Origin of the sequence: Lactobacillus porci, from assembly GCF_009695985.1 — a bacterium.
Lineage (GTDB): Bacteria > Bacillota > Bacilli > Lactobacillales > Lactobacillaceae > Lactobacillus > Lactobacillus absianus.
Map to the genome: position 1 here is coordinate 66307 of NZ_VUMX01000001.1, position 20750 is coordinate 87056.

18 protein-coding genes and 1 pseudogene are annotated in these 20750 nt (G+C 52.2%); 18 read left to right on the forward strand and 1 reads right to left on the reverse strand.

Annotated features, from left to right (window positions below; translation table 11 throughout):
• The first annotated feature begins 137 nt into the window (after nucleotides 1-137).
• The 16 genes and pseudogenes from pth to FYJ62_RS00435 all read left to right on the forward strand — a co-directional run bounded on the left by pth (nucleotide 138) and on the right by FYJ62_RS00435 (nucleotide 17823).
• Complete coding sequence (pth, locus tag FYJ62_RS00360) at nucleotides 138-695, forward strand: aminoacyl-tRNA hydrolase (RefSeq protein ID WP_154546807.1); 558 nt, start codon at nucleotides 138-140, stop codon at nucleotides 693-695.
• A 19-nt stretch (nucleotides 696-714) separates the two neighbouring features.
• Nucleotides 715-4227 carry a transcription-repair coupling factor gene (mfd, locus tag FYJ62_RS00365; RefSeq protein ID WP_154546808.1) on the forward strand — a complete coding sequence of 1171 codons (3513 nt, stop codon included), beginning with the start codon at nucleotides 715-717 and terminating at the stop codon, nucleotides 4225-4227.
• Nucleotides 4228-4265: 38 nt separating this feature from the next.
• On the forward strand, nucleotides 4266-4508 hold the full coding sequence (locus tag FYJ62_RS00370; protein ID WP_154546809.1) for an RNA-binding S4 domain-containing protein: 243 nt from the start codon (nucleotides 4266-4268) through the stop codon (nucleotides 4506-4508).
• Between the two features lie 97 nt (nucleotides 4509-4605).
• Nucleotides 4606-4989 carry an FtsB family cell division protein gene (locus tag FYJ62_RS00375; protein WP_154546810.1) on the forward strand — a complete coding sequence of 128 codons (384 nt, stop codon included), beginning with the start codon at nucleotides 4606-4608 and terminating at the stop codon, nucleotides 4987-4989.
• Nucleotides 4986-5348 carry a S1 RNA-binding domain-containing protein gene (locus FYJ62_RS00380; protein WP_154546811.1) on the forward strand — a complete coding sequence of 121 codons (363 nt, stop codon included), beginning with the start codon at nucleotides 4986-4988 and terminating at the stop codon, nucleotides 5346-5348. Before FYJ62_RS00375 ends, FYJ62_RS00380 begins: the two co-directional genes overlap by 4 nt.
• Nucleotides 5349-5413: 65 nt before the next feature.
• Nucleotides 5414-6742, forward strand: coding sequence for a tRNA lysidine(34) synthetase TilS (gene tilS / locus FYJ62_RS00385; protein ID WP_154546812.1), 1329 nt, complete (start codon nucleotides 5414-5416; stop codon nucleotides 6740-6742).
• 76 nt (nucleotides 6743-6818) lie between these two features.
• Nucleotides 6819-9065, forward strand: coding sequence for an ATP-dependent zinc metalloprotease FtsH (ftsH, locus tag FYJ62_RS00390; RefSeq protein ID WP_154546813.1), 2247 nt, complete (start codon nucleotides 6819-6821; stop codon nucleotides 9063-9065).
• A 60-nt stretch (nucleotides 9066-9125) separates the two neighbouring features.
• The gene (gene hslO / locus FYJ62_RS00395; RefSeq protein WP_154546814.1) at nucleotides 9126-10004 is read left to right on the forward strand and encodes an Hsp33 family molecular chaperone HslO; all 879 of its coding nucleotides are present in this window, start codon (nucleotides 9126-9128) and stop codon (nucleotides 10002-10004) included.
• A gap of 501 nt (nucleotides 10005-10505) precedes the next feature.
• Nucleotides 10506-10613 (forward strand): annotated as a pseudogene (locus FYJ62_RS00400) (ABC transporter substrate-binding protein); the annotation flags it as partial.
• Between the two features lie 9 nt (nucleotides 10614-10622).
• Entirely contained in the window at nucleotides 10623-11909 is a 1287-nt protein-coding gene (gene pepT / locus FYJ62_RS00405) for a peptidase T (RefSeq protein WP_154546815.1), read from the forward strand.
• Between the two features lie 112 nt (nucleotides 11910-12021).
• The gene (dusB, locus tag FYJ62_RS00410) at nucleotides 12022-13044 is read left to right on the forward strand and encodes a tRNA dihydrouridine synthase DusB (protein ID WP_195837360.1); all 1023 of its coding nucleotides are present in this window, start codon (nucleotides 12022-12024) and stop codon (nucleotides 13042-13044) included.
• 20 nt (nucleotides 13045-13064) lie between these two features.
• Entirely contained in the window at nucleotides 13065-14588 is a 1524-nt protein-coding gene (gene lysS / locus FYJ62_RS00415; protein WP_154546817.1) for a lysine--tRNA ligase, read from the forward strand.
• A gap of 518 nt (nucleotides 14589-15106) precedes the next feature.
• Complete coding sequence (gene iscB, locus FYJ62_RS00420) at nucleotides 15107-16435, forward strand: RNA-guided endonuclease IscB (RefSeq protein WP_154546923.1); 1329 nt, start codon at nucleotides 15107-15109, stop codon at nucleotides 16433-16435.
• Between the two features lie 57 nt (nucleotides 16436-16492).
• On the forward strand, nucleotides 16493-16960 hold the full coding sequence (locus FYJ62_RS00425; RefSeq protein ID WP_154546818.1) for a hypothetical protein: 468 nt from the start codon (nucleotides 16493-16495) through the stop codon (nucleotides 16958-16960).
• Nucleotides 16961-16983: 23 nt separating this feature from the next.
• The gene (locus tag FYJ62_RS00430; RefSeq protein ID WP_154546819.1) at nucleotides 16984-17310 is read left to right on the forward strand and encodes a hypothetical protein; all 327 of its coding nucleotides are present in this window, start codon (nucleotides 16984-16986) and stop codon (nucleotides 17308-17310) included.
• A 90-nt stretch (nucleotides 17311-17400) separates the two neighbouring features.
• The gene (locus FYJ62_RS00435) at nucleotides 17401-17823 is read left to right on the forward strand and encodes a hypothetical protein (RefSeq protein ID WP_195837361.1); all 423 of its coding nucleotides are present in this window, start codon (nucleotides 17401-17403) and stop codon (nucleotides 17821-17823) included.
• A gap of 57 nt (nucleotides 17824-17880) precedes the next feature.
• Here the strand turns inward: FYJ62_RS00435 and FYJ62_RS00440 are convergent, their stop codons facing one another.
• A complete protein-coding gene (locus FYJ62_RS00440) occupies nucleotides 17881-18279 on the reverse strand; it encodes a hypothetical protein (protein ID WP_154546821.1) in 399 nt (132 codons plus the stop codon).
• Between the two features lie 336 nt (nucleotides 18280-18615).
• Here FYJ62_RS00440 and FYJ62_RS00445 point away from each other — a divergent pair, with 336 nt between their 5' ends.
• Both FYJ62_RS00445 and FYJ62_RS00450 read left to right on the forward strand, forming a co-directional pair.
• Nucleotides 18616-18879: a bacteriocin immunity protein gene (locus tag FYJ62_RS00445; protein ID WP_154546822.1), complete on the forward strand. Its 264-nt coding sequence runs from the start codon at nucleotides 18616-18618 to the stop codon at nucleotides 18877-18879.
• A 539-nt stretch (nucleotides 18880-19418) separates the two neighbouring features.
• Entirely contained in the window at nucleotides 19419-20714 is a 1296-nt protein-coding gene (locus tag FYJ62_RS00450) for an O-acetylhomoserine aminocarboxypropyltransferase/cysteine synthase family protein (RefSeq protein WP_154546823.1), read from the forward strand.
• The last annotated feature ends 36 nt before the right edge of the window (nucleotides 20715-20750 follow it).

A 20750-nucleotide genomic window follows, 5' to 3' on the forward strand; every position in this document is an offset into this window, starting at 1 on the left:
GTAAATGTTTTCGTACTTTCACATTATATCATGCTAAAAGCTTAAATTAAAGATTACTGAGAGAGCGTTAAAATAAGGAATTTGCCGGGATGTGCTAGAATAGAAAAGATACAGATTACGAGGAGATACAAGCAAAAATGAAATTAATCGCAGGCTTAGGCAATCCAGGTGCCAAGTATGACCGCACCAAGCACAATACGGGCTTCATGGCCCTGGACCACTACTTGAAGGAAAACGGGCTGACCTTAGATCGAGACAAGTTTGAGGGCCTTTACAGCAAGCAGAAGATCAATGGCGAAGACGTCATTCTGCTGGAACCGCAGACCTACATGAACGAGTCAGGCCGCTCCGTGGCCCAAATAGCCAAATTCTTCAAGATCGCGCCAGAAGACATTCTGATTATCCACGACGACATGGACATGCCAATTGCCAAGATCAGAATCCGGGCCGGCGGCAAGTCAGGCGGCCACAATGGGATCAAGAGCATCATCGCCGACTTGGGGACTGAGAAATTCAACCGCCTCAAGATTGGGATCCGCCACCCGCAAAAGCAGAGCGTGGTTTCCTGGGTGCTGACGCCCTTTGACGCTGACCAGCAGAAGGCCATGGATCAAGCCTTCGCGACTAGCGCCAAGATCATTGACGACTTTATCGCCGGCAAGAGTGCCCAATATTTGATGAACAAGTACAATTAAGGAAAAATGTTGTTAGCGTATGCAATTAATTGATTTCTTAAAAGACGACCAGCAGGTCAATGACTTCATCGCGAAAACATCCGCGGTCAAGAACTCGCTTTTGACTGGGGCCGAGCGTGGTGCTTTCGCCTTCTTTTTGCAGTACCTGCTGGCCCAGCGGCCGGGGACGGTCTTAGTCGTTGAAGAAAATGAACACAAAGCCCAGGAGCGCTACAGCGACCTGGCCGGCCTGTTTGCTGATGAACAGGTCCAGCTGTTCACCCTGGACCCAACGATTGCCACCCAGACGGCCGTCAGCTCGCCAGATGAGCTCTCAAGCCGGATTCAGGCGCTGAACCTGGCCTTGAGCGGCCAGAGCGGGATCATTATCACGACCCCGCAGGGCTTGCAGTACAAGCTTTCGGATCCTGCCGCCTTTAAGAAGGCCAAGCGGACTTTCCAGCCGGAAGATGAGGTTGAACTAGCCGACTTGGCGGCTTGGCTCAGGCAGTCAGGCTATAAGAAAGAAGCCCTGGTCCAGCGGCCAGGGGAATTTGCCATGCGCGGGGATATCGTCGATATCTACCCGCTGGATCGGGAAGAGCCGGTCCGGCTTGAGTTCTTCGGCGATGAAGTGGACACGGTCAAGACTTTTGACCTGGCTAGCCAGCGCAGCCAGGAGGACTTGGACCAAGTGACCATTTCCGCGGCAATCGACCAGGTCTATTCCCCAGAGGCCATCCTGCAGGCCGGAGACTTGCTGGCCAAAGACCTGGCAGCGGCTGAAAAAGCTGGCAAGGACTTGTCCGCCCAGCTGACTTTGGCACAAGAAGCCCTGGCCAGCGGGGAGCTGCCGGAAAATCGTGCCAGCTATGTGGACTACTTGAACCCCAAGGCCAGCAGCCTGCTGGACTACCTGCCCAAGGACGCGCTTCTCTTCTTCAATGACTGGAAGCCGATCACTGACAGCGTTGAAGCCATCGACGCGGCCAACCAGGACTATCTCAACAGCCAGCTGGAAAGCGGGGAATTGCTGCCAAGGCAGACCTTGCGCCTGGATTTCGGGGCAGTCTTAAAGAAGGACCGCCACCACCGGATTTTTGCCAGCCTGTTCAAGCGGTCCATGGGCCGCCTGCGCTTTGGCCAGCACTTGGAGTGGGACAGCCGGGAGCCCCAGCAGTTCTTTGGCCAAATGCCGCTTTTGCACACGGAAGTGACTTCATACCTAAAGGGCGGACAGACCGTCATCCTGCAGGCCGCTACGGAGAAGCAGGCCAAGCAGATGAGCATCACCTTCAACGACTTCGACATGCACTATCCCTTGTGTCGGGCCGAAGACCTGCTTGAAGGGCGGGCTCAGATCATCGTTGGCGCCATGCCCAGCGGCTTCCTGTTGCCAAGCCGCAAGCTGGTCTATTTGACCCAAAAGGAGCTGTTCAACAAGACCAGCCAGCCCAAGCGGCGGATCAAGACCCTGGAAAATGCCCAGCGCCTGCGCAACTATACGGAGCTTAAGCCGGGCGACTACGTGGTGCACGTCAACCACGGGATTGGCCGCTTTGAAGGGATCAAGACCCTGGAGACTGACGGCAAGAAGCGCGACTACATCACGATCACCTACCAAAAGGGCGACCAGCTCTTCGTTCCAGCTGACCAGCTGGGCTTGGTGCAAAAATACGTCGCTTCTGAAGGCAAGGCCCCGCACATCAACAAGCTGGGCGGCAGCGAATGGGCCAAGACCAAGCGCAAGGTCCAAGCCAAGGTGGAAGACATCGCGGATGACCTGATTGATCTTTATGCCAAGCGCGAATCCGAACAGGGCTTTGCTTTTTCAAAAGACAATGCTGACCAGCGGGCCTTTGAGGATGCCTTCCCTTACCAGGAGACGCCAGACCAGCTGCAGACCCTGCGCGAGATCAAGGCGGACATGGAATCGCCCCGGCCAATGGACCGGCTGGTAGTCGGGGACGTTGGCTTCGGGAAGACGGAAGTAGCCCTCAGAGCTGCCTTTAAGGCGATTCTGGATGGCAAGCAGGTGGCCTTCTTAGTGCCGACCACGATCTTGGCCCAGCAGCACTATGAGACGATTAAAGACCGCTTCCAGGGCTTCCCCGTGGAAGTAGCCAGTTTGTCGCGCTTCCAAACGCCAGCAGAGTCCAAAACGATCATCGCGGGCCTGAAGGACGGCAGCATTGATTTAGTTGTCGGCACCCACCGGATCCTGTCCAAGGACGTTGGCTTTAAGGACCTGGGACTGCTGGTGATCGATGAAGAGCAGCGCTTTGGGGTCAAGCATAAGGAAAAGCTCAAGCAGCTGAAGACCAACATTGACGTCTTGACCCTGACCGCGACGCCGATTCCCCGGACCCTGCACATGTCCATGGTGGGGGTACGCGATTTGTCCGTCATGGAAACGCCGCCGCAAAACCGCTATCCTATCCAGACTTACGTGCTTGAGCAATTGCCGGGCACCATTAAAGAAGCCTGTGAGCGGGAAATGCAAAGAGACGGGCAGATTTTTTACCTGCACAACCGGGTCGGCGACATCGAGGAAACGGTGGCCAGGCTGGAAGCCCTGCTCCCGGAAGCCAGAATCGCCTATGCCCACGGGCAGATGAGCGAGGGGCAGCTGGAAGACATTCTGCACCGCTTTTTGGAAAGAGAATTCGATATCCTGGTGACGACGACCATCATCGAAACCGGGATCGACATGCCAAACGTCAACACGATGATTATTGAGGACGCTGACCGCTACGGACTCAGCCAGCTTTACCAGCTCCGGGGACGGATTGGGCGCAGCGCCCGCCTGGCCTATGCCTACTTCTTGTACCAGCCCAACAAGGTTTTGACGGAAGTGGGCGAAAAACGTCTGGATGCCATCCGCGACTTTACGGAACTAGGGGCCGGCTTCAAGATTGCCATGCGGGATCTGTCGATCAGAGGGGCCGGAAACATGCTTGGAGCCAAGCAGCACGGCTTTATCGACTCTGTCGGCTATGACCTCTATTCGCAAATGCTGGCTGATGCCATTAAAGCGCGCAAGGGCCAAAAGCAGACGGTCAAGTCCAATTCAGAGCTTGATCTGGGCTTGGAAGCCTATATTCCATCCAGCTATATTGCCGACCAAGAACAAAAAATCGAATTTTACAAAAAGATCAAGGGCATTGCCAGTGAGCAAGAGCTGCAGGACATTGAAGACGAGCTTCTGGACCGCTTTGGCGACTACCCGGAAGCAGTCGAGAACCTGCTCAGCATGGCCGGCTTGAAGGCCGCCTGCGACCTGGCTCAGGTGCTGACGATGATCAAGCAGACCGACAAGCGGCGCAAAGAAGCCAAGATCAAGGTGGTCTTCTCCGCGTCAGCGTCAAAGGAATTGAGCGGACCGAACATCTTCAAGGCCCTGGAGCACGTTTCCTGGAAGGCCCGGATCAGCATGCGGCCTGACCAGAAAATGGTCGTCCTGCTGGAAGTGCCGCCTCAGGCCAAGCGACGGACGATGTTCTCAGAGCTGGGAACCTTTATCCAGGCCGCGGCCAAGATTATTCAAAGATAAGGCAAATCAGATAACAAAGGCAAGAAAAGAGGCAAAATATGCGAATTGACAAGTTTTTAAAGATTTCCCGCCTGGTCAAGCGGCGTACCGTCGCCAAGGAAATGGCCGACCAGGGCCGCGTCAGCGTCAACGGCAAGGCAGTCAAGTCCAGCTACAACGTGGCCATTGGCGACGTCATCGCGGTTGCTTATGGGACGCGGGTCGTCAAGGCCCGGGTCCTGGACATCCGGGAAACCACGAAAAAAGCCGAAGCCAGCGACCTTTACGAGCTGGTTGACTGATGACTTTTACCCAGGAAGCTGTTATACTAAAGTATAAATTTACCGATATTTTGGATAATTAGGATAATCTGTATTTTTAGGATAATAGGACAGCACGATGGGTAGAAACGACAACTCAGAGAAGATTACGCAGCTGCGGCCTGACAGTCAGGTCAGAAAGCTGAAGTCACGGCAGAGAAAGTTTAAAGAGGTGCACCGGGTGCGCCGCAACCGGATTATTGCCGGCTTTTTAGTGCTGTTTCTCCTGCTTGGCTTTCAGCTGGTGGTTACCCATGCCCGGACCAAGAAGGTTGAGCAGCAGGTGGCCGCCAACAAGACCAGTCTGGCGCAAGTCAAGTCCAGCAACAAGAAATTGCGCGAAAAGCGTGACGACTTGAAGGACAGCGACTACGTGGCCAAGCTGATCCGCTACAAGTACAAGTACACCAAGGCCAACGAAAAGGTCTATAACGTTAACGAACAAGGTGATGACAAGCAATGAAAATTCAAACTGGCCAGCGCTTTGACGGGGTGATCAACAACATCACCGACTTAGGGATCTTCGTGACCCTGCCGCAGCATCACCGCGGCTTGGTTCACCGGAATGACTTTGGCCAGGAATGGCTTAGAGAGCGCCAGCGCTACCAAATCGGCCAGGAAGTTCGGGTGGTCGTCCAGCAGATCCGCAAGGGCCGCTATGACCTGTCAATCCGCCGGGTCAATGATCCTGACCTGACCGATCCGGCCAACCAGTTCAGCCAGCTGACGCCAAGCCAGTTCGCCCAGACCCTGAATGAGGTCGACGCTAAGGCGCAGGCAGAAATCAAGCAGCTGGAAGCCGTTTTGGCGGCAGCTGAATAAGAGCATAAACTAGCAAATGACCCAGGGATGGGTCATTTTTTTGTAGAAAGCATTGACGAGCAACGATGATAAACGATGAAACAAAGAAGCTGGCCAGCTTTTTCAAGCAGCAGCAGCTGCCTTTAAAAGGCAAGAAGCTGCTGGTGGCTGCCAGCGGCGGTCCGGATTCCATGGCCCTGCTGGATTTATTGACTGAACTGGCAAAAACAGAAGGCTGCACGATCTGCGCAGCCCACTTGGACCACCAGCTGCGCGCGGACAGCTTCCAAGAAAGCCAAGTCCTCCAGGAATACTGTCAGCAAAAGGCCATCAGCCTGTTTGAGACCAAGTGGCCTAAAGACCAGCAGCCGGAAAACGGCAAGGGAATAGAAGCCGCGGCCCGGAACTGGCGCTATGCTTTCTTGGAAAAGACAGCCCGGGAAATTGGCGCGGACTACCTGCTGACGGCCCACCACGGGGACGACTTGATTGAAAACATCCTGATCAAATTTCTCCGGTCAGGTATTCCCCAGGAAATGAACAGCCTGCAGGCCGTCTCAGAGCGCGGCGGAATCAAGCTTTTGCGGCCGCTCTTGAATTTTGAAAAAGCAGAATTGCTGGCTTATGTCCAAGAAAGGCAAATTCCTTACGTGCTTGACCAGACCAACCTGGCGGATGAAACCCTGCGCAACCGTCTGCGCCACCATGTCCTGCCCCTGCTCAAACAGGAAAATCCCAAGCTGGTGGAAAATGCCAACCGCTTCAGGCAGGGGATGAAGCAATTGACGGTCAGCGCGCAGGCCGGGCTGCCTGAGCCGGAATTGGTTCCTGGTCTGGGGTGGCGGCTCGCGGACGGCTTGCCGCCGGAACTTTTAGGGCTGCATTTAAGCAACTTTATCGCGAAAAAATATCATAAAAGAGTACAATTAGATGTACAGTTGCTAAAACAAGGAAAAACGCAGGAAAAGGGCGGTCTGACCGTCCAGTGCTACCAGAAGCGCTGGTGGCTCTATCCCAGCCGGCGGCCAAAGCCGCAGCCTTTGCGCCAGCTGGCCTTGAACCAGCCGTTCGCCTTTCAGGACAGGACATACCTGTTGACGGATGAGCCGGCGGGCCAGCTTGACCAAGAGCAGTGGACATTGACTGCCAGCTTTTATCTGGCGCCTGGCCAAATCCGCTACGGGTCCTTGCCCGCCGGACAGAAATTGCTCCTGGCCAGCGGCCACCACGCTAAAAGCAAGAAAGAGTTTGCCGCCAGCGGCATTCCCTTGGCCCTGCGCGGCAGCTGCCTCAGCATTTTTGCTGGGGATGAGCCGGCCTATGTCGAATATGCCTACCAAAAAAGGCCCAGAAGCAGCCAAGACCGGCGCGTTTGTCTTTATTTGCGGAAAATTGCGCCACGACGCGAAAAGTAAGAGGCAAATTTTAGATAATCGCCCTTGTTTATGTTAAAATTTGAGAAGTAATTCTTCGATCTGACGGAGGTCATTTATGAAAAATAATCGGAATCGACTATTTAGCAATGGTCTATTCTACATAGTCGTATTTTTGCTTCTCCTTTGGGGCATCAATTTCCTCCTCGGCGGTCAGTCGTCTTCAGGGGCAACTGAGAACATCAGCTACTCTGAATTCGTCAAGGACCTGAAAGCCGGTGAGGTCAAGAGCTTCAACGTCCAGCCGTCAAACGGCGTCTACGCGGTTACCGGGACCTACAAGGAAAGCCGGACCAAGACGGCGTCAAGCAACGACTGGTTTGGCGGAAGCTCAACGTCAAAGGTGACTGGCTTCTCCACCACGATGTTGGAGAATGATTCCAGCGTCAAGAAGGTTCAAGACCTGGCGCAGGAAAACAGCACTAAGATGAGCACTCAAGGGGAATCACAGTCAAGCAACTGGATTTCAACGATCGTCATGCTGATTCCGACGGTCCTGTTTATCGTCATGATGTTCATGATGATGAACCAGGGCGGCAGCCGGGGCGGCAACGGCGGGATCATGAACTTCGGCCGCTCAAACGTCAAGCCGCAGGACCCTAAGAAGAACAAGGTCCGCTTTGACGATGTCGCGGGTGAAGAAGAAGAAAAGCAGGAACTGGTGGAAGTCGTTGAATTCCTGAAGAATCCAGCAAGATACACCAAGCTGGGGGCCAGAATTCCATCCGGCGTCCTGCTTGAGGGGCCTCCTGGTACTGGTAAGACCTTGCTGGCCAAGGCCGTAGCCGGTGAAGCCGGCGTGCCGTTCTTCTCAATCTCTGGTTCTGACTTCGTCGAAATGTTCGTCGGGGTCGGGGCCAGCCGGGTCCGTGACCTGTTCACCAACGCCAAGAAGAACGCGCCAAGCATCATCTTCATCGACGAAATCGACGCCATCGGCCGCCAGCGTGGCAATGGCCAGGGCGGCGGCAATGATGAGCGCGAGCAGACCTTGAACCAGCTGCTGGTTGAAATGGACGGTTTTGAAGGCGACGAAGGCGTCATCGTTATGGCTGCTACCAACCGCTCCGACGTGCTTGACCCGGCCTTGACCCGGCCAGGCCGTTTTGACCGGAAGGTCTTGGTTGGCCGTCCAGACGTCAAGGGCCGTGAAGCTATCCTGCGCGTGCACGCCAAGAACAAGCCGCTGGCTGACGACGTTGACTTGAAGGAAGTTGCCCGCCAGACTCCTGGCTTTGTCGGGGCTGACTTGGAGAACGTCCTGAACGAAGCCGCGCTGGTGGCAGCCCGCCGCAACGGGACCAAGATCACCGCGGCCGACATTGACGAAGCCGAAGACCGGGTAATTGCCGGTCCAGCCAAGAAGGACCGGATGATCTCCCAGAAGGAGCGCGAGCGCGTGGCCTTCCACGAAGCCGGCCACTCAATCTGTGGCTTGGTTCTGAGCGACTCCAGAACGGTCCGCAAGGTTACGATCGTGCCTCGTGGCCGGGCAGGCGGCTACAACATCATGCTGCCTAAGGATGACCAGTTCATTTTGACCAAGAAGCAATTGTTTGAACAGATCGTTGGTCTGATGGGCGGCCGTGCTGGTGAAGAAGTCGTAGTCGGCGACCAGTCGACTGGGGCCTCAAACGACTTTGAACAGGCAACTGCCATTGCCCACAGCATGGTAGTCAACTACGGGATGACTGACGAGCTTGGGATGGTTGAGCTGGAAAAGGAAGGCGAAGGCACTCCTTACGGCTTTAAGCCATACAGTGAAGCCACTGCCGCCAAGATCGATGAAGCCGTCAAGAAGATTTTGGACGAAGCTCACGCCAAGGCGGTTGAGATCGTGCAGAACAACCGGGAAAAGCACCGCATCATTGCTGAAGCTCTGCTGAAGTACGAGACGCTGGATGAAAAGCAGATCAACTCTTTGTACAAGACGGGCAAGATGCCTGAAGACGGCAGCGACGAATTCCCTTCAGAAGCCAAGGCCTTGAGCTACGAAGAAGCCAAGGAAGCCGCGCAAAAGCGGGCCGAAGAGAAGGCCGAGGAAAAGGCAGAAGAAGGCAAGCGTGAAGAAGCCCATGCTTTGACTACGCCAGCTGAAACTGCTGAAACTCCGGAAACGGAAGCCACTTTGCAGGCTGAAAGCCAGGATGAGGCAGCCAAGCCAGCAGCTGACAAGCCACATGAATTGGCAACGCCGAGCGAAGAAGACTTGAAGAAGGCTGCTGAAGCCGTCAAGCACGATGAAGCTCCTAGTCACGATGAAGCTGCTGACCAGCAGGATGATTCAGACAAGGACGAACAATAAGATAAAGATGCAATAGAGCCGTCAACGCGGCTCTATTTTTCTAGATAAGGAACAAATAAAATGAATGACTACTTAATCAAAGCAATCGACGCCAGCAAGAACTTGCGCTTGCTGGTCATTAACGGGAAGAACCTGGTAGCTGAAGCCCAGCAGCGCCATGACACCTGGTCTGCCTCTTCAGCCGTTTTGGGCCGGACCCTGTTGGGCGGCCTGCTGCTGGCCGGGGCGGAACTGAAGGACCAGCAGGAACTGACGGTCCGCCTTTTGGGCAACGGGCCAGTTGGCGCCACGGTCGTGACGGCCAAGTCTGACTTGACGGTTAAGGGCTTCGTGCAAAACAATCATATTGCCCTTCCAGCCAGAGCCGATGGCCACATTGACGTTAAGAAGGCCGTTGGCCAAGGCTGGCTGCAGGTGACCAAGGATCTGGGCCTTAAGCAGCCTTACACTGGGGAAGTCCAAATCGTTTCCGGGGAAATCGCGGAAGACTTGACCTACTACCTGGCCAAGTCTGAACAGATTCCTTCAGCCGTTGGTCTGTCGGTTTTCGTCAACCCCAACAACACGATTGGCGAAGCCAGCGGCTTCTTGCTCCAGGCTCTGCCGGGGGCAACTGACGAACTCTTGCAGAAGACCGAAGAGAGAATCAAGGCTCTGCCGCCTTTGTCTGAAGCCTTTTTGGACGGGATGACCCCAGAAGACCTGGCTAAGAAGATCTTGGGCGATGACTGCAAGATCCTGGAAAAGGACCCGGTCAAGTACGAATGCGACTGTTCCAAGGAAAAGTACGCCAAGATGCTGGAAACTCTGAAGGCCAGCGAATTGAGCGAGATGATCAATGAAGACCATGGAGCTGAATTGGTCTGCAACTTCTGCGGGGACAAGTACCAGTTCAGCGAAGCTGAGCTGCAGGAAATCCTGGCTAAGAAGCAAAAATAATTTCGCGGAAGCTTGACGAACGGGCAAAGCTCCTTTATGCTTTATTATAGTTAAATTAATAAAAGCTTAAGAAGATGAGTAATCAGGGAAAGCCTCTACAGAGAACTGTTGGTGCTGAGAAACAGGAGGCGGCAGCTGGCGAAGATGGTCTTGTGCTGGCATGATTCCGGCGAGTCGCAGATAAGCCGGGTCCGCTTAACGCCCGTTAGCGCGTTCAGATCTTCTGACTGGAAGACTTTAAGGGCCCTGGCCGTGAGGCAGGGCTGAACAAAGGGTGGTAACGCGCGAAGACGTCCCTTGGCCTCTGGGCCAAGAGGCGTCTTTTTTCTGGCAGAGCATCTGTTGAGGAAGCATTTGTGCTTTGAATGATGGGTGGTAACACGCTATAGGCGTCCTTGAGAGTTAATCTCAGGGGCGCTTTTCTTTTTAAGCGGCACGTGAGTTGTTTGAATTTTTAATGGAGGAAATCATGATTTTAAAGAAGAAAATTGCCGCGGCCAGTTGATCCAGACGGCCCACCCGCAGCTGGTGCAAAGCTACGTCAAGAACGTATCCTACAACCCGCTGGGCATCCCTTATGACTTTAAGCTGGTTTATCTCAAGAAGTAGGAGGCAGTCATGGCATTTTCTGACCTTGATTTTTTAGAAGAAAACTTTATTCATTACGCTAAAGAAAACACCCAGTCCAATTATGCCAACAAGGACCAGGTCCCGACCACTCCGGGCCAGGTCAAGATGATGCAGGAGCTGGCTAAGCAGGTGCAAGACTACGGCGTCAAGTCTCGTTACAACGAAAAGACGGCCTTTGCGATCGGCTGCTTGCCGGCCAATACGGCGGGCGTTTCGCCAATTGGCTTTTTCGCTCATGTCGACACGGTCGAATATGACGACCGCTTCCCAATCCGTCCGCAGGTCCACCGGAACTACCAGGGGGAAAAGATTATCTTGGATGAAGCAAATGGCGTCTTTTTGGATCCAGCGGAATTTCCGGATTTGCGCAATTTGCAGGGGCAGACCTTGATCAGCAGCGACGGGAAGACCGTCCTGGGGACTGATGACAAGGCGGGGGTGGTCAGCCTGCTGGCTGCCTTGAAATACCTGCACGAGCATCCAGAAATAGCACACGGCGACCTCTATGTGGCTTTTGGCCCGGACGAGGAAATTGGCCTGGGCGGCCAGCGCTTTGACCCAGCTGACTTCCCGGGTGTGGAATTTGCCTATACCTTGGACAATGGCCGGCCAGGAGACTTTGAATACGAGACCTTCAATGCCACCGCGGCGGATTTGACGATCAAGGGCACGGTGGTGCACCCGGGCGAGGCATATGGCTTGATGGTCAACGCGACGACGATTATGACGGAATTCTTGGCCGCGCTGCCAGCTGACCAGGTACCGGAAAAATCCCGTGGTCATGATGGCTTTATCATGGTGACGGATGCCCAAAGCAGCGTTGACCGGGCTCACGTTGGCTTGATCATCCGCGATTTTGACTGGGACAAGTTTTTGGCTAAGGAAGATCTGGTTAAAAACTTGGTGGACCGCTTAGGGCAAAAGTACGGCCCGGACCGTTTCGACCTGCGGCTGCGCCGGCAATACGAGAACATCTACAACGGCGTCAAGGACCGGCCTTACGTGGTCAACCTGGCCCTGGACAGCTATAAAAAAGCTGGCCTGACCCCGCGCGTGCAGACCTTCAGAGGGGGCACGGACGGGAACTTTATCACCAAAAAGGGGATTCCGACCCCCAACCTCTTCAATGGCGGCGGCAACTACCACGGCCGCTATGAGTACGTGACGGTTGAGCAGATGGACAAATTGACCGAGGTCCTGGTGACGATCGCGGCTGAACATGCCCGCCAGAGCCAGACTGGGCGCGATGAGCGGCCACTGAAAAAATACTGGTAGACTAGAGCATCCTCCTTTTGGGGGATGCTCTTTTGCCGGGCTTACGGTTTGTTTTTTGCGGCCTTTCTTGCTATGATATAAAGTTGTAGCATTTGAAAGGAAGAAGATGGCAATGGACAATACTTGGAAGATTCGTGAGATCGAAATCCCTAACCGGGTCGTGGTCGCTCCCATGGCCGGGGTCTCCAACATGGCTTTTAGAAAAGTCTGCAAGGAGTTCGGGGCGGGGATGGTTGTTTGCGAAATGATTTCCGACCATGGGATCATTTACGGCAACAAGAAAACCCTGAGCATGTTGGATGTCGATCCAAACGAACATCCAATGAGCATCCAGATCTTCGGCGGCACTGAAGAGACGCTGCTGCAGGCAGCACAGTACATCGACCAGCACACTGATGCTGACATCATCGACATCAATATGGGCTGTCCGGTGCCGAAAGTCACTAAGACTGATGCCGGCTCCAAGTGGCTGCTTGACGCCAACAAGATCTACCAAATGGTGCACACTGTTGTCCAGAATGTGGAAAAGCCGGTAACGGTTAAAATGCGGATTGGCTGGGACCGCAAGCACATCTTCGCTGTGGAAAACGCCTTGGCCGCGCAAGAGGCCGGCGCTTCCATGATTGCCATGCACGGGCGCACGCGCAAGCAGATGTACCAGGGCGAAGCCGACTGGGAAACCTTGCATGAAGTCGCGCAAGTCCTTGACGTGCCATTTGTGGCCAATGGTGATATCACCAGTCCAGAACTGGCCAAGCAAGCCCTGGATGAAATTGGCTGCACGGCCGTCATGGTTGGCCGGGCTGCCTTGGGCAATCCTTGGATGATCAAGGACATGACCCACTATCTGGCAACTGGCGAGAAATTGCCAGAGCAGACGGTGCGCGAAAAGGTAGAAACGGCCAAGCATCAGCTGGACGGCTTGATCCAGCTGCACGGCGAAAAGCGGGCGGTTCCAGAATTCCGGCAACAAGCCGCATATTATTTGAAGGGAATTCCCCGTTCAGCCCGGACTCGTGCTAAAATAAATGAAGTTTGGACGCGCCAGGAAGTCTGCGATCTGCTTGATGAATTCGTGGAAAGCTATGAAAAGCGCGAAAGACAAAAGGCTGCCCGCGCAGCCGGCGAAATTTAATGTAAATGGAGGAAAACAAGTTGGCAAAGAATGAAGTTAACGACCAATTGCTTGTTCGTCGTCAAAAGCTCGAAGAACTGAAGGAAATGGGGATTGAACCATTTGGTCGCAAGTATGACCGTGAAGCGCTTGCTCGCGATTTGGATGAAAAGTACGGTTCTTTTGATAAAGACGAACTGAACGCTGATATGCCTAAGACCAAGGTTGCAGGTCGAATGATGGCTAAGCGTGGCAAGGGCAAGGTAGGCTTTGCCGATCTTTACGACCGTTCTGGCAAGATCCAGATCTACGTTCGCAAGGACATTGTTGGCGAAGACAACTACCAAATTTTCAAGAAGGCTGACTTGGGCGACTTCCTGGGCATTGAAGGTGAAGTCTTCAAGACTGATTCTGGCGAGCTGTCAGTGCGCGCCCAGCACGTGACCTTCCTGTCCAAGGCCCTGCGTCCGCTTCCAGACAAGTACCACGGCTTGAAGGACGTTGAATCAATCTACCGTCAACGCTACCTGGACTTGATGACCAACCGCAAGAGCTATGAACGCTTCGTCAACCGGACCAAGATCATCCAAGCCATCCGTGACTACCTGAACGCCCACGACTTCTTGGAAGTTGAAACTCCAGTTTTGCACAACATTCCAGGCGGCGCGGAAGCACGTCCGTTTGTAACCCACCACAACGCTTTGGACATCGACTTGTACATGCGGATCGCTTTGGAATTGCCTTTGAAGCGGTTGATCGTTGGTGACATGGAACGCGTCTACGAAATCGGCCGCGTGTTCAGAAACGAAGGGATGGACTTGAAGCACAACCCTGAATTTACTGAACTTGAAACTTACGCTGCTTACTTCGACTTCCACGACGTGATGGACGAAACCGAAGGGATCATCCGTGCCGCTGCCAAGGTTGTTTCACCAGACGGCAAGATCAACTACCAAGGCACTGATATCGACTTGGGCAAGCCATTCCGCCGCGTGCACATGGTTGACTTGATCAAGGAATTGACTGGCGTTGACTTCTGGAAGCCAATGACATTGGAGCAAGCCAGAAACGTGGCTGCTGAACACCATGTTGAAGTTGAGCCATACTGGCAAGTTGGTCACATCATCAACGCCTTCTTCGAAGAATTCGGCGAAAAGAGCATCGTTGACCCAACCTTCGTTTACGGTCACCCAGTTGAAGTTTCACCATTGGCTAAGAAGAACGCTGATGACCCACGCTTCACTGACCGTTTCGAAGTCTTCATTCTGGGCAACGAATACGGCAACGCCTTCTCAGAATTGAACGACCCATTGGACCAGCGCCAACGTTTTGAAGCTCAAATGGCTGAACGCGATGCCGGCAACGATGAAGCTGACATCATCGACGAAGACTACCTGCGGGCGATGGAATACGGCATGCCGCCTACGGGTGGTCTGGGCATCGGGATTGACCGTTTGGTCATGCTGCTGACTGACGCGCCATCAATCCGCGACGTCCTGCTGTTCCCAACCATGCGTCCGGAAAAGATCGTTGACGAAGAAAAGAACATTAAGCTGGACAAGTAGTCCAGGCGAGTTAAAAGAGCTTCCCAGCGGGAAGCTCTTTTTGATAGCACGAGATTTAGCAAACGGGGTGAAAAAATGATTGTTTCGTTGATTATCATGGCCGTGGTCATTGCAATCTGCACGATCATTTTAATTAGCAGCGGCACGAAAGTCAATGGTAACCCCTCACTGAAGTGAGGGGCTTGGAGCGCAAGCTTCAAGCCTCAATATCTTTGTGGGGTGTTCCGGAGAAATCCGGAATCATTGTCTAGACTAAGCTTTCCAGTCGGCTTCGGCTGGCAGGAAAGAAAAACTACGTTATCTTTGTTATCACACCATGGGATGATGCTCTAGTCCCATGCGCTGTGGCAGCTCTGTAAACAGTCATGAGGTTAACGTGACAGTCAACTGCGTCGTCATGGTTCTTCGGAACCGTGGCAAGCATGGATAACATTGTCGAAGGGCAACAACGCAACTCCGCGTTGGGTCTCCCAATGCGGATAGCGGCCGGCAACATGATTGCCGGCAAAGGAGGAAAAATGGAATATGAGAATGCCAATCGGGTATTTCTGCTCAACAAGGACGGCAAGCCGCTAATGCCATGCCGTCCAAGAAAGGCCAGACTGCTGCTGAAAAGCGGCAAGGCCTTCGTGGTCAAGAAATATCCGTTCACCATTCAACTGAAATACGGCTCATACGGCTATAAGCAGAAAGTCAGCCTTGGCGTTGACACCGGGCAAAGACATATTGGCTTTGCCGTAACGAGTCAAGACAAGGTGCTGCACCAAAGCGAGGTAGAGCTTCGCCAGGACGTGCACACGAATCTGTACACCCGCAAGATCTACCGCCGAGGCAGAAGAAACCGCAAGACCCGCTATCGCCAGGCCCGCTTTTTAAACAGAGTGCACGGCAAGCGAGACGGCTTGTGGCTTCCACCGTCAGTAAAAGGCAAGGCAAGCCACAACATTGCTTGGATCAAGCGCTATTTGGCTGTATTGCCGAACCCAGATCTGCATATTGAGGTGGGCAAGTTTGACATGGCCAAGATGGTCAATCCGGCCATTTCGGGCAAGCAGTACCAAGAAGGAAGCCTAAAGGACTGGAAGAACTATGAGTACTACGTGCTGGCACGTGACAAGTACACTTGTCAGCTTTGCCATAAGCATGGCGAAGGCGTAAAGCTTGTCGTCCACCATATCGTCTACCGCTCACAGGGCGGGACAGATCGGGTGGACAATCTGATAACTCTTTGCACGAATTGTCATACGACGAAGAACCACCAGCCGGGCGGCAAGCTCTACAAGTGGATGAAGGCCAAGAAGAAAGTGACAAAGCAGCTGAAGGGGGCAACGTTCATGAACATTCTGCGCAAGCGGATCATGATCGCTTTCCCTGAAGCGTCTTACCAGTACGGCTATCAGACTTTCTTTGAGCGCAAGAAATTCAATCTGCCAAAGGGACATTTCACGGACGCAATCGCAATCAGCGGGATCAAGTCAGTTGGTCAGATGCCGGAGACGGTAGCGATGATCAGCCAGTTCCGCAAAAAGAAGCGTTCGCTTCATGAGGCAACCGCCCGCAAAGGCAGAAAAGAACCAAACAGAACATCAAAACGCAATGCCAAGAACACAAAGCATGCCAGAGGATTATGGCTCAATGACTATGTACATGTCATCGGGACTAATCTCAGGGGCTATGTGCAGAGCTACACGTCAAAAGGCGCTTATGTTCGCCTCTCAGATGGCTTAGGCAATTACGTAATCAAGGATGGCAAGAATTACATCAGTACAAAGCTCTGTAAGCTGATTACTCATAACGGCAACTGGCAAAAAGCAGAGCAAAAGCTTTTGCTTTACGAATTTAAGTAAGAAAGAAGGCAGGCAAGCCCTATCCCTCCACCCATTGAAATAGGTGGAATCCCGGGCTTGCCTGCCGTTAAAAATTATAGATGTGCTGATTACAATTTGGATACCGGAAAAGTGATTGACACCGGCGTGACCACGATTTTTGTCAACGCGCGCGGTGAAAAGGGGAGAGTTTCTAAAAAACTGCAAAACTTTCTGGATCTGATGAACGACAAGGTCGTTGACGGGGATAACTACATCAAGCAGCTGAAGGATAAGATGCTGATGTACAGCAATGATAGTGAATGGAGGCGCACAAACATGGACTTAAAGATGAAAATGGATGACGCAAGATACATTGGCCGAAAAGAAGGCGAAAAACTCGGCCGAAAAGAGGGCGAAAGACTTGGCCAAAGAAAAAGCACGTTGTCTGCTATTCAGAAAGTAATGTCAGCTCTCAAAGTTACGGCTGACCAGGCAATGGACATCCTGGATATCCCTGAATCAGACCGTGCAGGCTACAAGTCTGAGCTTTCAAGAAAGGCCTAGCCGGAACTGCTGGAGGTGAGCAGATGAATCTCAAAGAACAGATAAGCAGTGCCGAGTTTCGCGGCAAGCAACAGGCCAAACTGGAGGACCTCAAGAATTTGATGGCATCTTTGCGGATTTCACCTGATCAGGCAATGGATATCTTGCATATCCCTGAATCAGACCGTGCTTTTTACAAAGCCCGGCTTGAAGAAGCAACGGTGCAGGAGCAGTCTGGCGAGTTTAATAGCCGCATGGATTCTGTGCCAAAAATGATGGATGCTTTTCACATCAGCCTAGATCAGGCTTTGGCACTCCTGCAGCTTTCAGAAAGCGAGCGTGGCTTTTACCAAAAACATTTGCCCAAATAGGCAGTGCTAATCACTGCTCAGGAAATCGTGATATCATAAAACTGATAGTCATGTTCCAAGCAAAAGCTTTAATAAAAGAAAGATAGAGCTATGGTATCTCAGAAGAAATCCATTCTGCACGTGGTCTGCACTTTTTTGGCATCACTGATTTTGATTTTGTGCGTGGCCAATGCGGTATATGATGTGTATGTCCAGCTTGAAAACAAGAGCGCGGCGGCTATTTTGCAAAAGAGCCTGCCCAAGCACGGCTTCCAGGCCAAATTCGTGGAGTCGGTGCAGACGACCGCGGGTTGGAAGCTGGTGCCAACTTTTACGGCTAAATTTACGACTCCCAGTTGCCGCAAGCGCAACTATAAGCTCCTTAAGAACGCTGGCTCCATTAAAAGCGAGCGGGATGCCAACTTGCCGTACTACTACACGGTTTCTCTCAGCAAGACCAATTTTTTTGACACGTGGTCAGTGACGATCCGCAGCTCTGTTGATGATTATGAAAAAACTTACAATGTCCGCTAAAACAAAAGGACGGTCAGGCGACCGTCCTTTTATTTGCATCCAATTTCTTCTAAAAAACTAATACTTTCCGTGCTCCCGTTGCAGCTCATCATAGATCAGAGCTGCAGCGAAGAGGACTGGCATAATAAAGGCGAAAGCGATCCAGCCGGTAGTATAGCCAGCCAAAAAGCCAGCAGGGATAGCTACCACGATGGCAATCGCGGTCATCACTTGCGCAGCGCGCCCCTTGTACCAAGGGGTGAAACGGAAAATGGCATAGACTGGGCCAAAAATCCAGCTGAAGTAGATAATGCTTGCCATAATTTCTTCTTCAAGTTCAGGCATGCTCAGGTAGAAATTTCCGCCGATGGCCATGCCCAAAAAGTTGAATAAGCTCATCCAACAGATTGCAATAATCACGAATGCGTTGATGGCATATTTAATGGCCTTGCCATTGCCTTGTTGTGCGTGTTCCATAGTAATTCACTCAATCTTTCTATAAAATTATCTATCATTTGAGATAAATTATAGTTCAAAACTGGGGGAATGGAGACGCTTTTTTCAACTTTAACTTTTCTCTTTCCTTGTTTGCTTTCCTAACCAAATCAAGCTTCTTCTTAATTTTAGCAAGAAGCCGGAAAAAAAGAGCAAGAAAAAGCACAAAAAACGATATATTTTGTAAAAAGAAGAAATTGCTGGAACTTACTGGCAATATTTCCCGGGAAAAGTTGCTTTTCATTCAGCACGTTCTTTGCAATCTTAACAAGCGGCAGACTTGGCATTAAAATTAAAGTTGATGATAAGGAGGAAAAAATGCTTTTCCACAAAAAGAAACTTTCAAAAGAAAATGAGCGCTTCAAGGCCTTGCTGGATGAAGTCCTGGCTGATCCAGCCGTTGGCAGGATTCCAGCTCTGGGAAACCTGCTCCGGATGGCCGCCAAGCGAATCGCGATGAATGAGCCAGTAGCTGGCGTGGCTGCCAACTTAACGGTAAACATTCGTGCCAACTATCCGCAAAGCCAATTGCCTAAGTCAGTCAAAGACCTGCAGGCAGAACTGACTAAATACGAAAATTAATAAAATGAAGAATTCTTCGGCTGCAGCGACTGTTTTTGGCCAGTTGCGGCTGCTTTTCTTTTTTTAGATTTTTTTGGCCAAAAAGGATTTGACATCTTGGCGAAAAGAATTATACTTAAAGCCAAATTAAGATTTGATGAAAGGGAAGGAGAACTACGATGGTATTTGCAGCTAAGAAGACTAACGCCATGAAAATGATGATGACCATGCCATGCAACATGATGATGTGCTGCATGCCTCTTAGCGTACATTCAAATACCAGCAATAGTTCACCATCCTAATATCGCTAACTGTATTAGACTGATCGCGCAAGCCGCTGAACCATTGCAAATGGTTTGGCGGTTTTTTATTTGAAAGGAAACAAGCATGAACAGGAATCGATATCATCAAACGAAGCGCTGGTTGATTTTCTGGCGGGGCGCGTCAATTGGCAGCACAGCCATGTGTCGTTAATATTTTATGACTCATAAGCGAAAAAGCAGCAATAACCAAAATTTGATTTGTCATTATGACTAGAAAATATTAACGAGGTATTTATCATGAGCAAGGCTCCAATTAACAACGAAGGTTTATCATTTGAAACTCTCCAAGTCCACGCTGGGCAACCAATCGACGAGACTGGCGCCCGGGCAGTGCCAATCTACCAAACCACTTCCTACGTCTTTGAGGACGCGGACCAAGCGGCTGGACGCTTCGCTTTGACTGATGCGGGCAACATCTACACCCGCTTGACCAACCCAACTACGGCTGTCTTTGAAGACAGAGTTGCCGCCTTGGAAGGCGGGACTGGCGGCGTTGCTCTGGCAACTGGCGCGGCAGCAATTACGGCAGCGATTTTGAACATCGCGGGTGCCGGCGACGAAATCGTGGCTGCCTCAACCATCTACGGCGGGACTTACGACTTGTTTGCGCAAAGCTTGCCGCCATTGGGCATTAAAACCCACTTCGTTGACCCATCCGATCCGGAAAACTTTGAAAAGGAAATCAACGAACACACTAAGGCCTTGTACGCGGAAACCATCGGCAACCCGAACGCCAACTTGATCGATATCGATGCTGTGGCTGAAATCGCCCACAAACATGGGATTATTTTGATTATCGACAACACCTTCGCTACCCCATACCTCTACCGGCCGTTTGAACACGGCGCGGACGTAGTCGTGCACTCAGCTACCAAGTTCTTTGGCGGCCACGGCACGACGATGGGCGGGGTGGTCGTTGAAAGCGGCAAGTTCGACTACAAGGCTTCCGGCCGCTACCCGAACTTCGTCAACCCAGACCCGTCATACAAGGGCGTGACTTGGGGCGACTTGGGCGGCCAAGCCTTTACGACCAAGATCCGGGCAACGGTTTTGCGCGACACCGGGGCCACTCTTAGTCCATTCAACTCCTTCTTGCTTTTGCAGGGCCTTGAAAGCTTGTCCTTGCGCGTAGAACGCCATGTCTACAATGCACAGAAGATCGCTGAATTCTTGAACGACCATCCAAAGGTTGCCTGGGTTCGTTACCCAGGTCTTAAGGACAGTCCGGACCACGCTTTGGCTGAACGCGACTTTCCAAAGGGGGTCGGGTCAATCTTTACCTTCGGCTTGAAGGGCGGCGTTGAAGCCGGCAAGGAACTGATTTCCAACTTGAAGCTGTTCTCTCTTCTGGCCAACGTGGCCGACGCGAAGTCATTGATCATTCAGCCAGCGTCAACCACGCACGCGCAGCTGAACGCGGAAGAACTGGCCAGCGTTGGGATCACTCCGGACCTGATCAGAATCTCCATCGGCGTTGAAAACGTCAACGACTTGATTGCTGACTTGACTCAAGCCCTGGACAAGCTTGACTAGCAGCAAGATCATCAATTAGCAATTCACAAATATAGC

Coding starts and splice junctions, on each gene's coding strand:
- FYJ62_RS00370 (WP_154546809.1), top strand. CDS start 4,266: ATGCGAATTGACAAGTTTTTAAAGATTTCCCGCCTGGTCAAGCGGCGT.
- pth (WP_154546807.1), top strand. CDS start 138: ATGAAATTAATCGCAGGCTTAGGCAATCCAGGTGCCAAGTATGACCGC.
- FYJ62_RS00375 (WP_154546810.1), top strand. CDS start 4,606: ATGGGTAGAAACGACAACTCAGAGAAGATTACGCAGCTGCGGCCTGAC.
- FYJ62_RS00450 (WP_154546823.1), top strand. CDS start 19,419: ATGAGCAAGGCTCCAATTAACAACGAAGGTTTATCATTTGAAACTCTC.
- iscB (WP_154546923.1), top strand. CDS start 15,107: ATGGAATATGAGAATGCCAATCGGGTATTTCTGCTCAACAAGGACGGC.
- FYJ62_RS00435 (WP_195837361.1), top strand. CDS start 17,401: ATGGTATCTCAGAAGAAATCCATTCTGCACGTGGTCTGCACTTTTTTG.
- FYJ62_RS00445 (WP_154546822.1), top strand. CDS start 18,616: ATGCTTTTCCACAAAAAGAAACTTTCAAAAGAAAATGAGCGCTTCAAG.
- FYJ62_RS00430 (WP_154546819.1), top strand. CDS start 16,984: ATGAATCTCAAAGAACAGATAAGCAGTGCCGAGTTTCGCGGCAAGCAA.
- FYJ62_RS00380 (WP_154546811.1), top strand. CDS start 4,986: ATGAAAATTCAAACTGGCCAGCGCTTTGACGGGGTGATCAACAACATC.
- pepT (WP_154546815.1), top strand. CDS start 10,623: ATGGCATTTTCTGACCTTGATTTTTTAGAAGAAAACTTTATTCATTAC.
- hslO (WP_154546814.1), top strand. CDS start 9,126: ATGAATGACTACTTAATCAAAGCAATCGACGCCAGCAAGAACTTGCGC.
- tilS (WP_154546812.1), top strand. CDS start 5,414: ATGATAAACGATGAAACAAAGAAGCTGGCCAGCTTTTTCAAGCAGCAG.
- dusB (WP_195837360.1), top strand. CDS start 12,022: ATGGACAATACTTGGAAGATTCGTGAGATCGAAATCCCTAACCGGGTC.
- mfd (WP_154546808.1), top strand. CDS start 715: ATGCAATTAATTGATTTCTTAAAAGACGACCAGCAGGTCAATGACTTC.
- ftsH (WP_154546813.1), top strand. CDS start 6,819: ATGAAAAATAATCGGAATCGACTATTTAGCAATGGTCTATTCTACATA.
- FYJ62_RS00440 (WP_154546821.1), bottom strand. CDS start 18,279: ATGGAACACGCACAACAAGGCAATGGCAAGGCCATTAAATATGCCATC.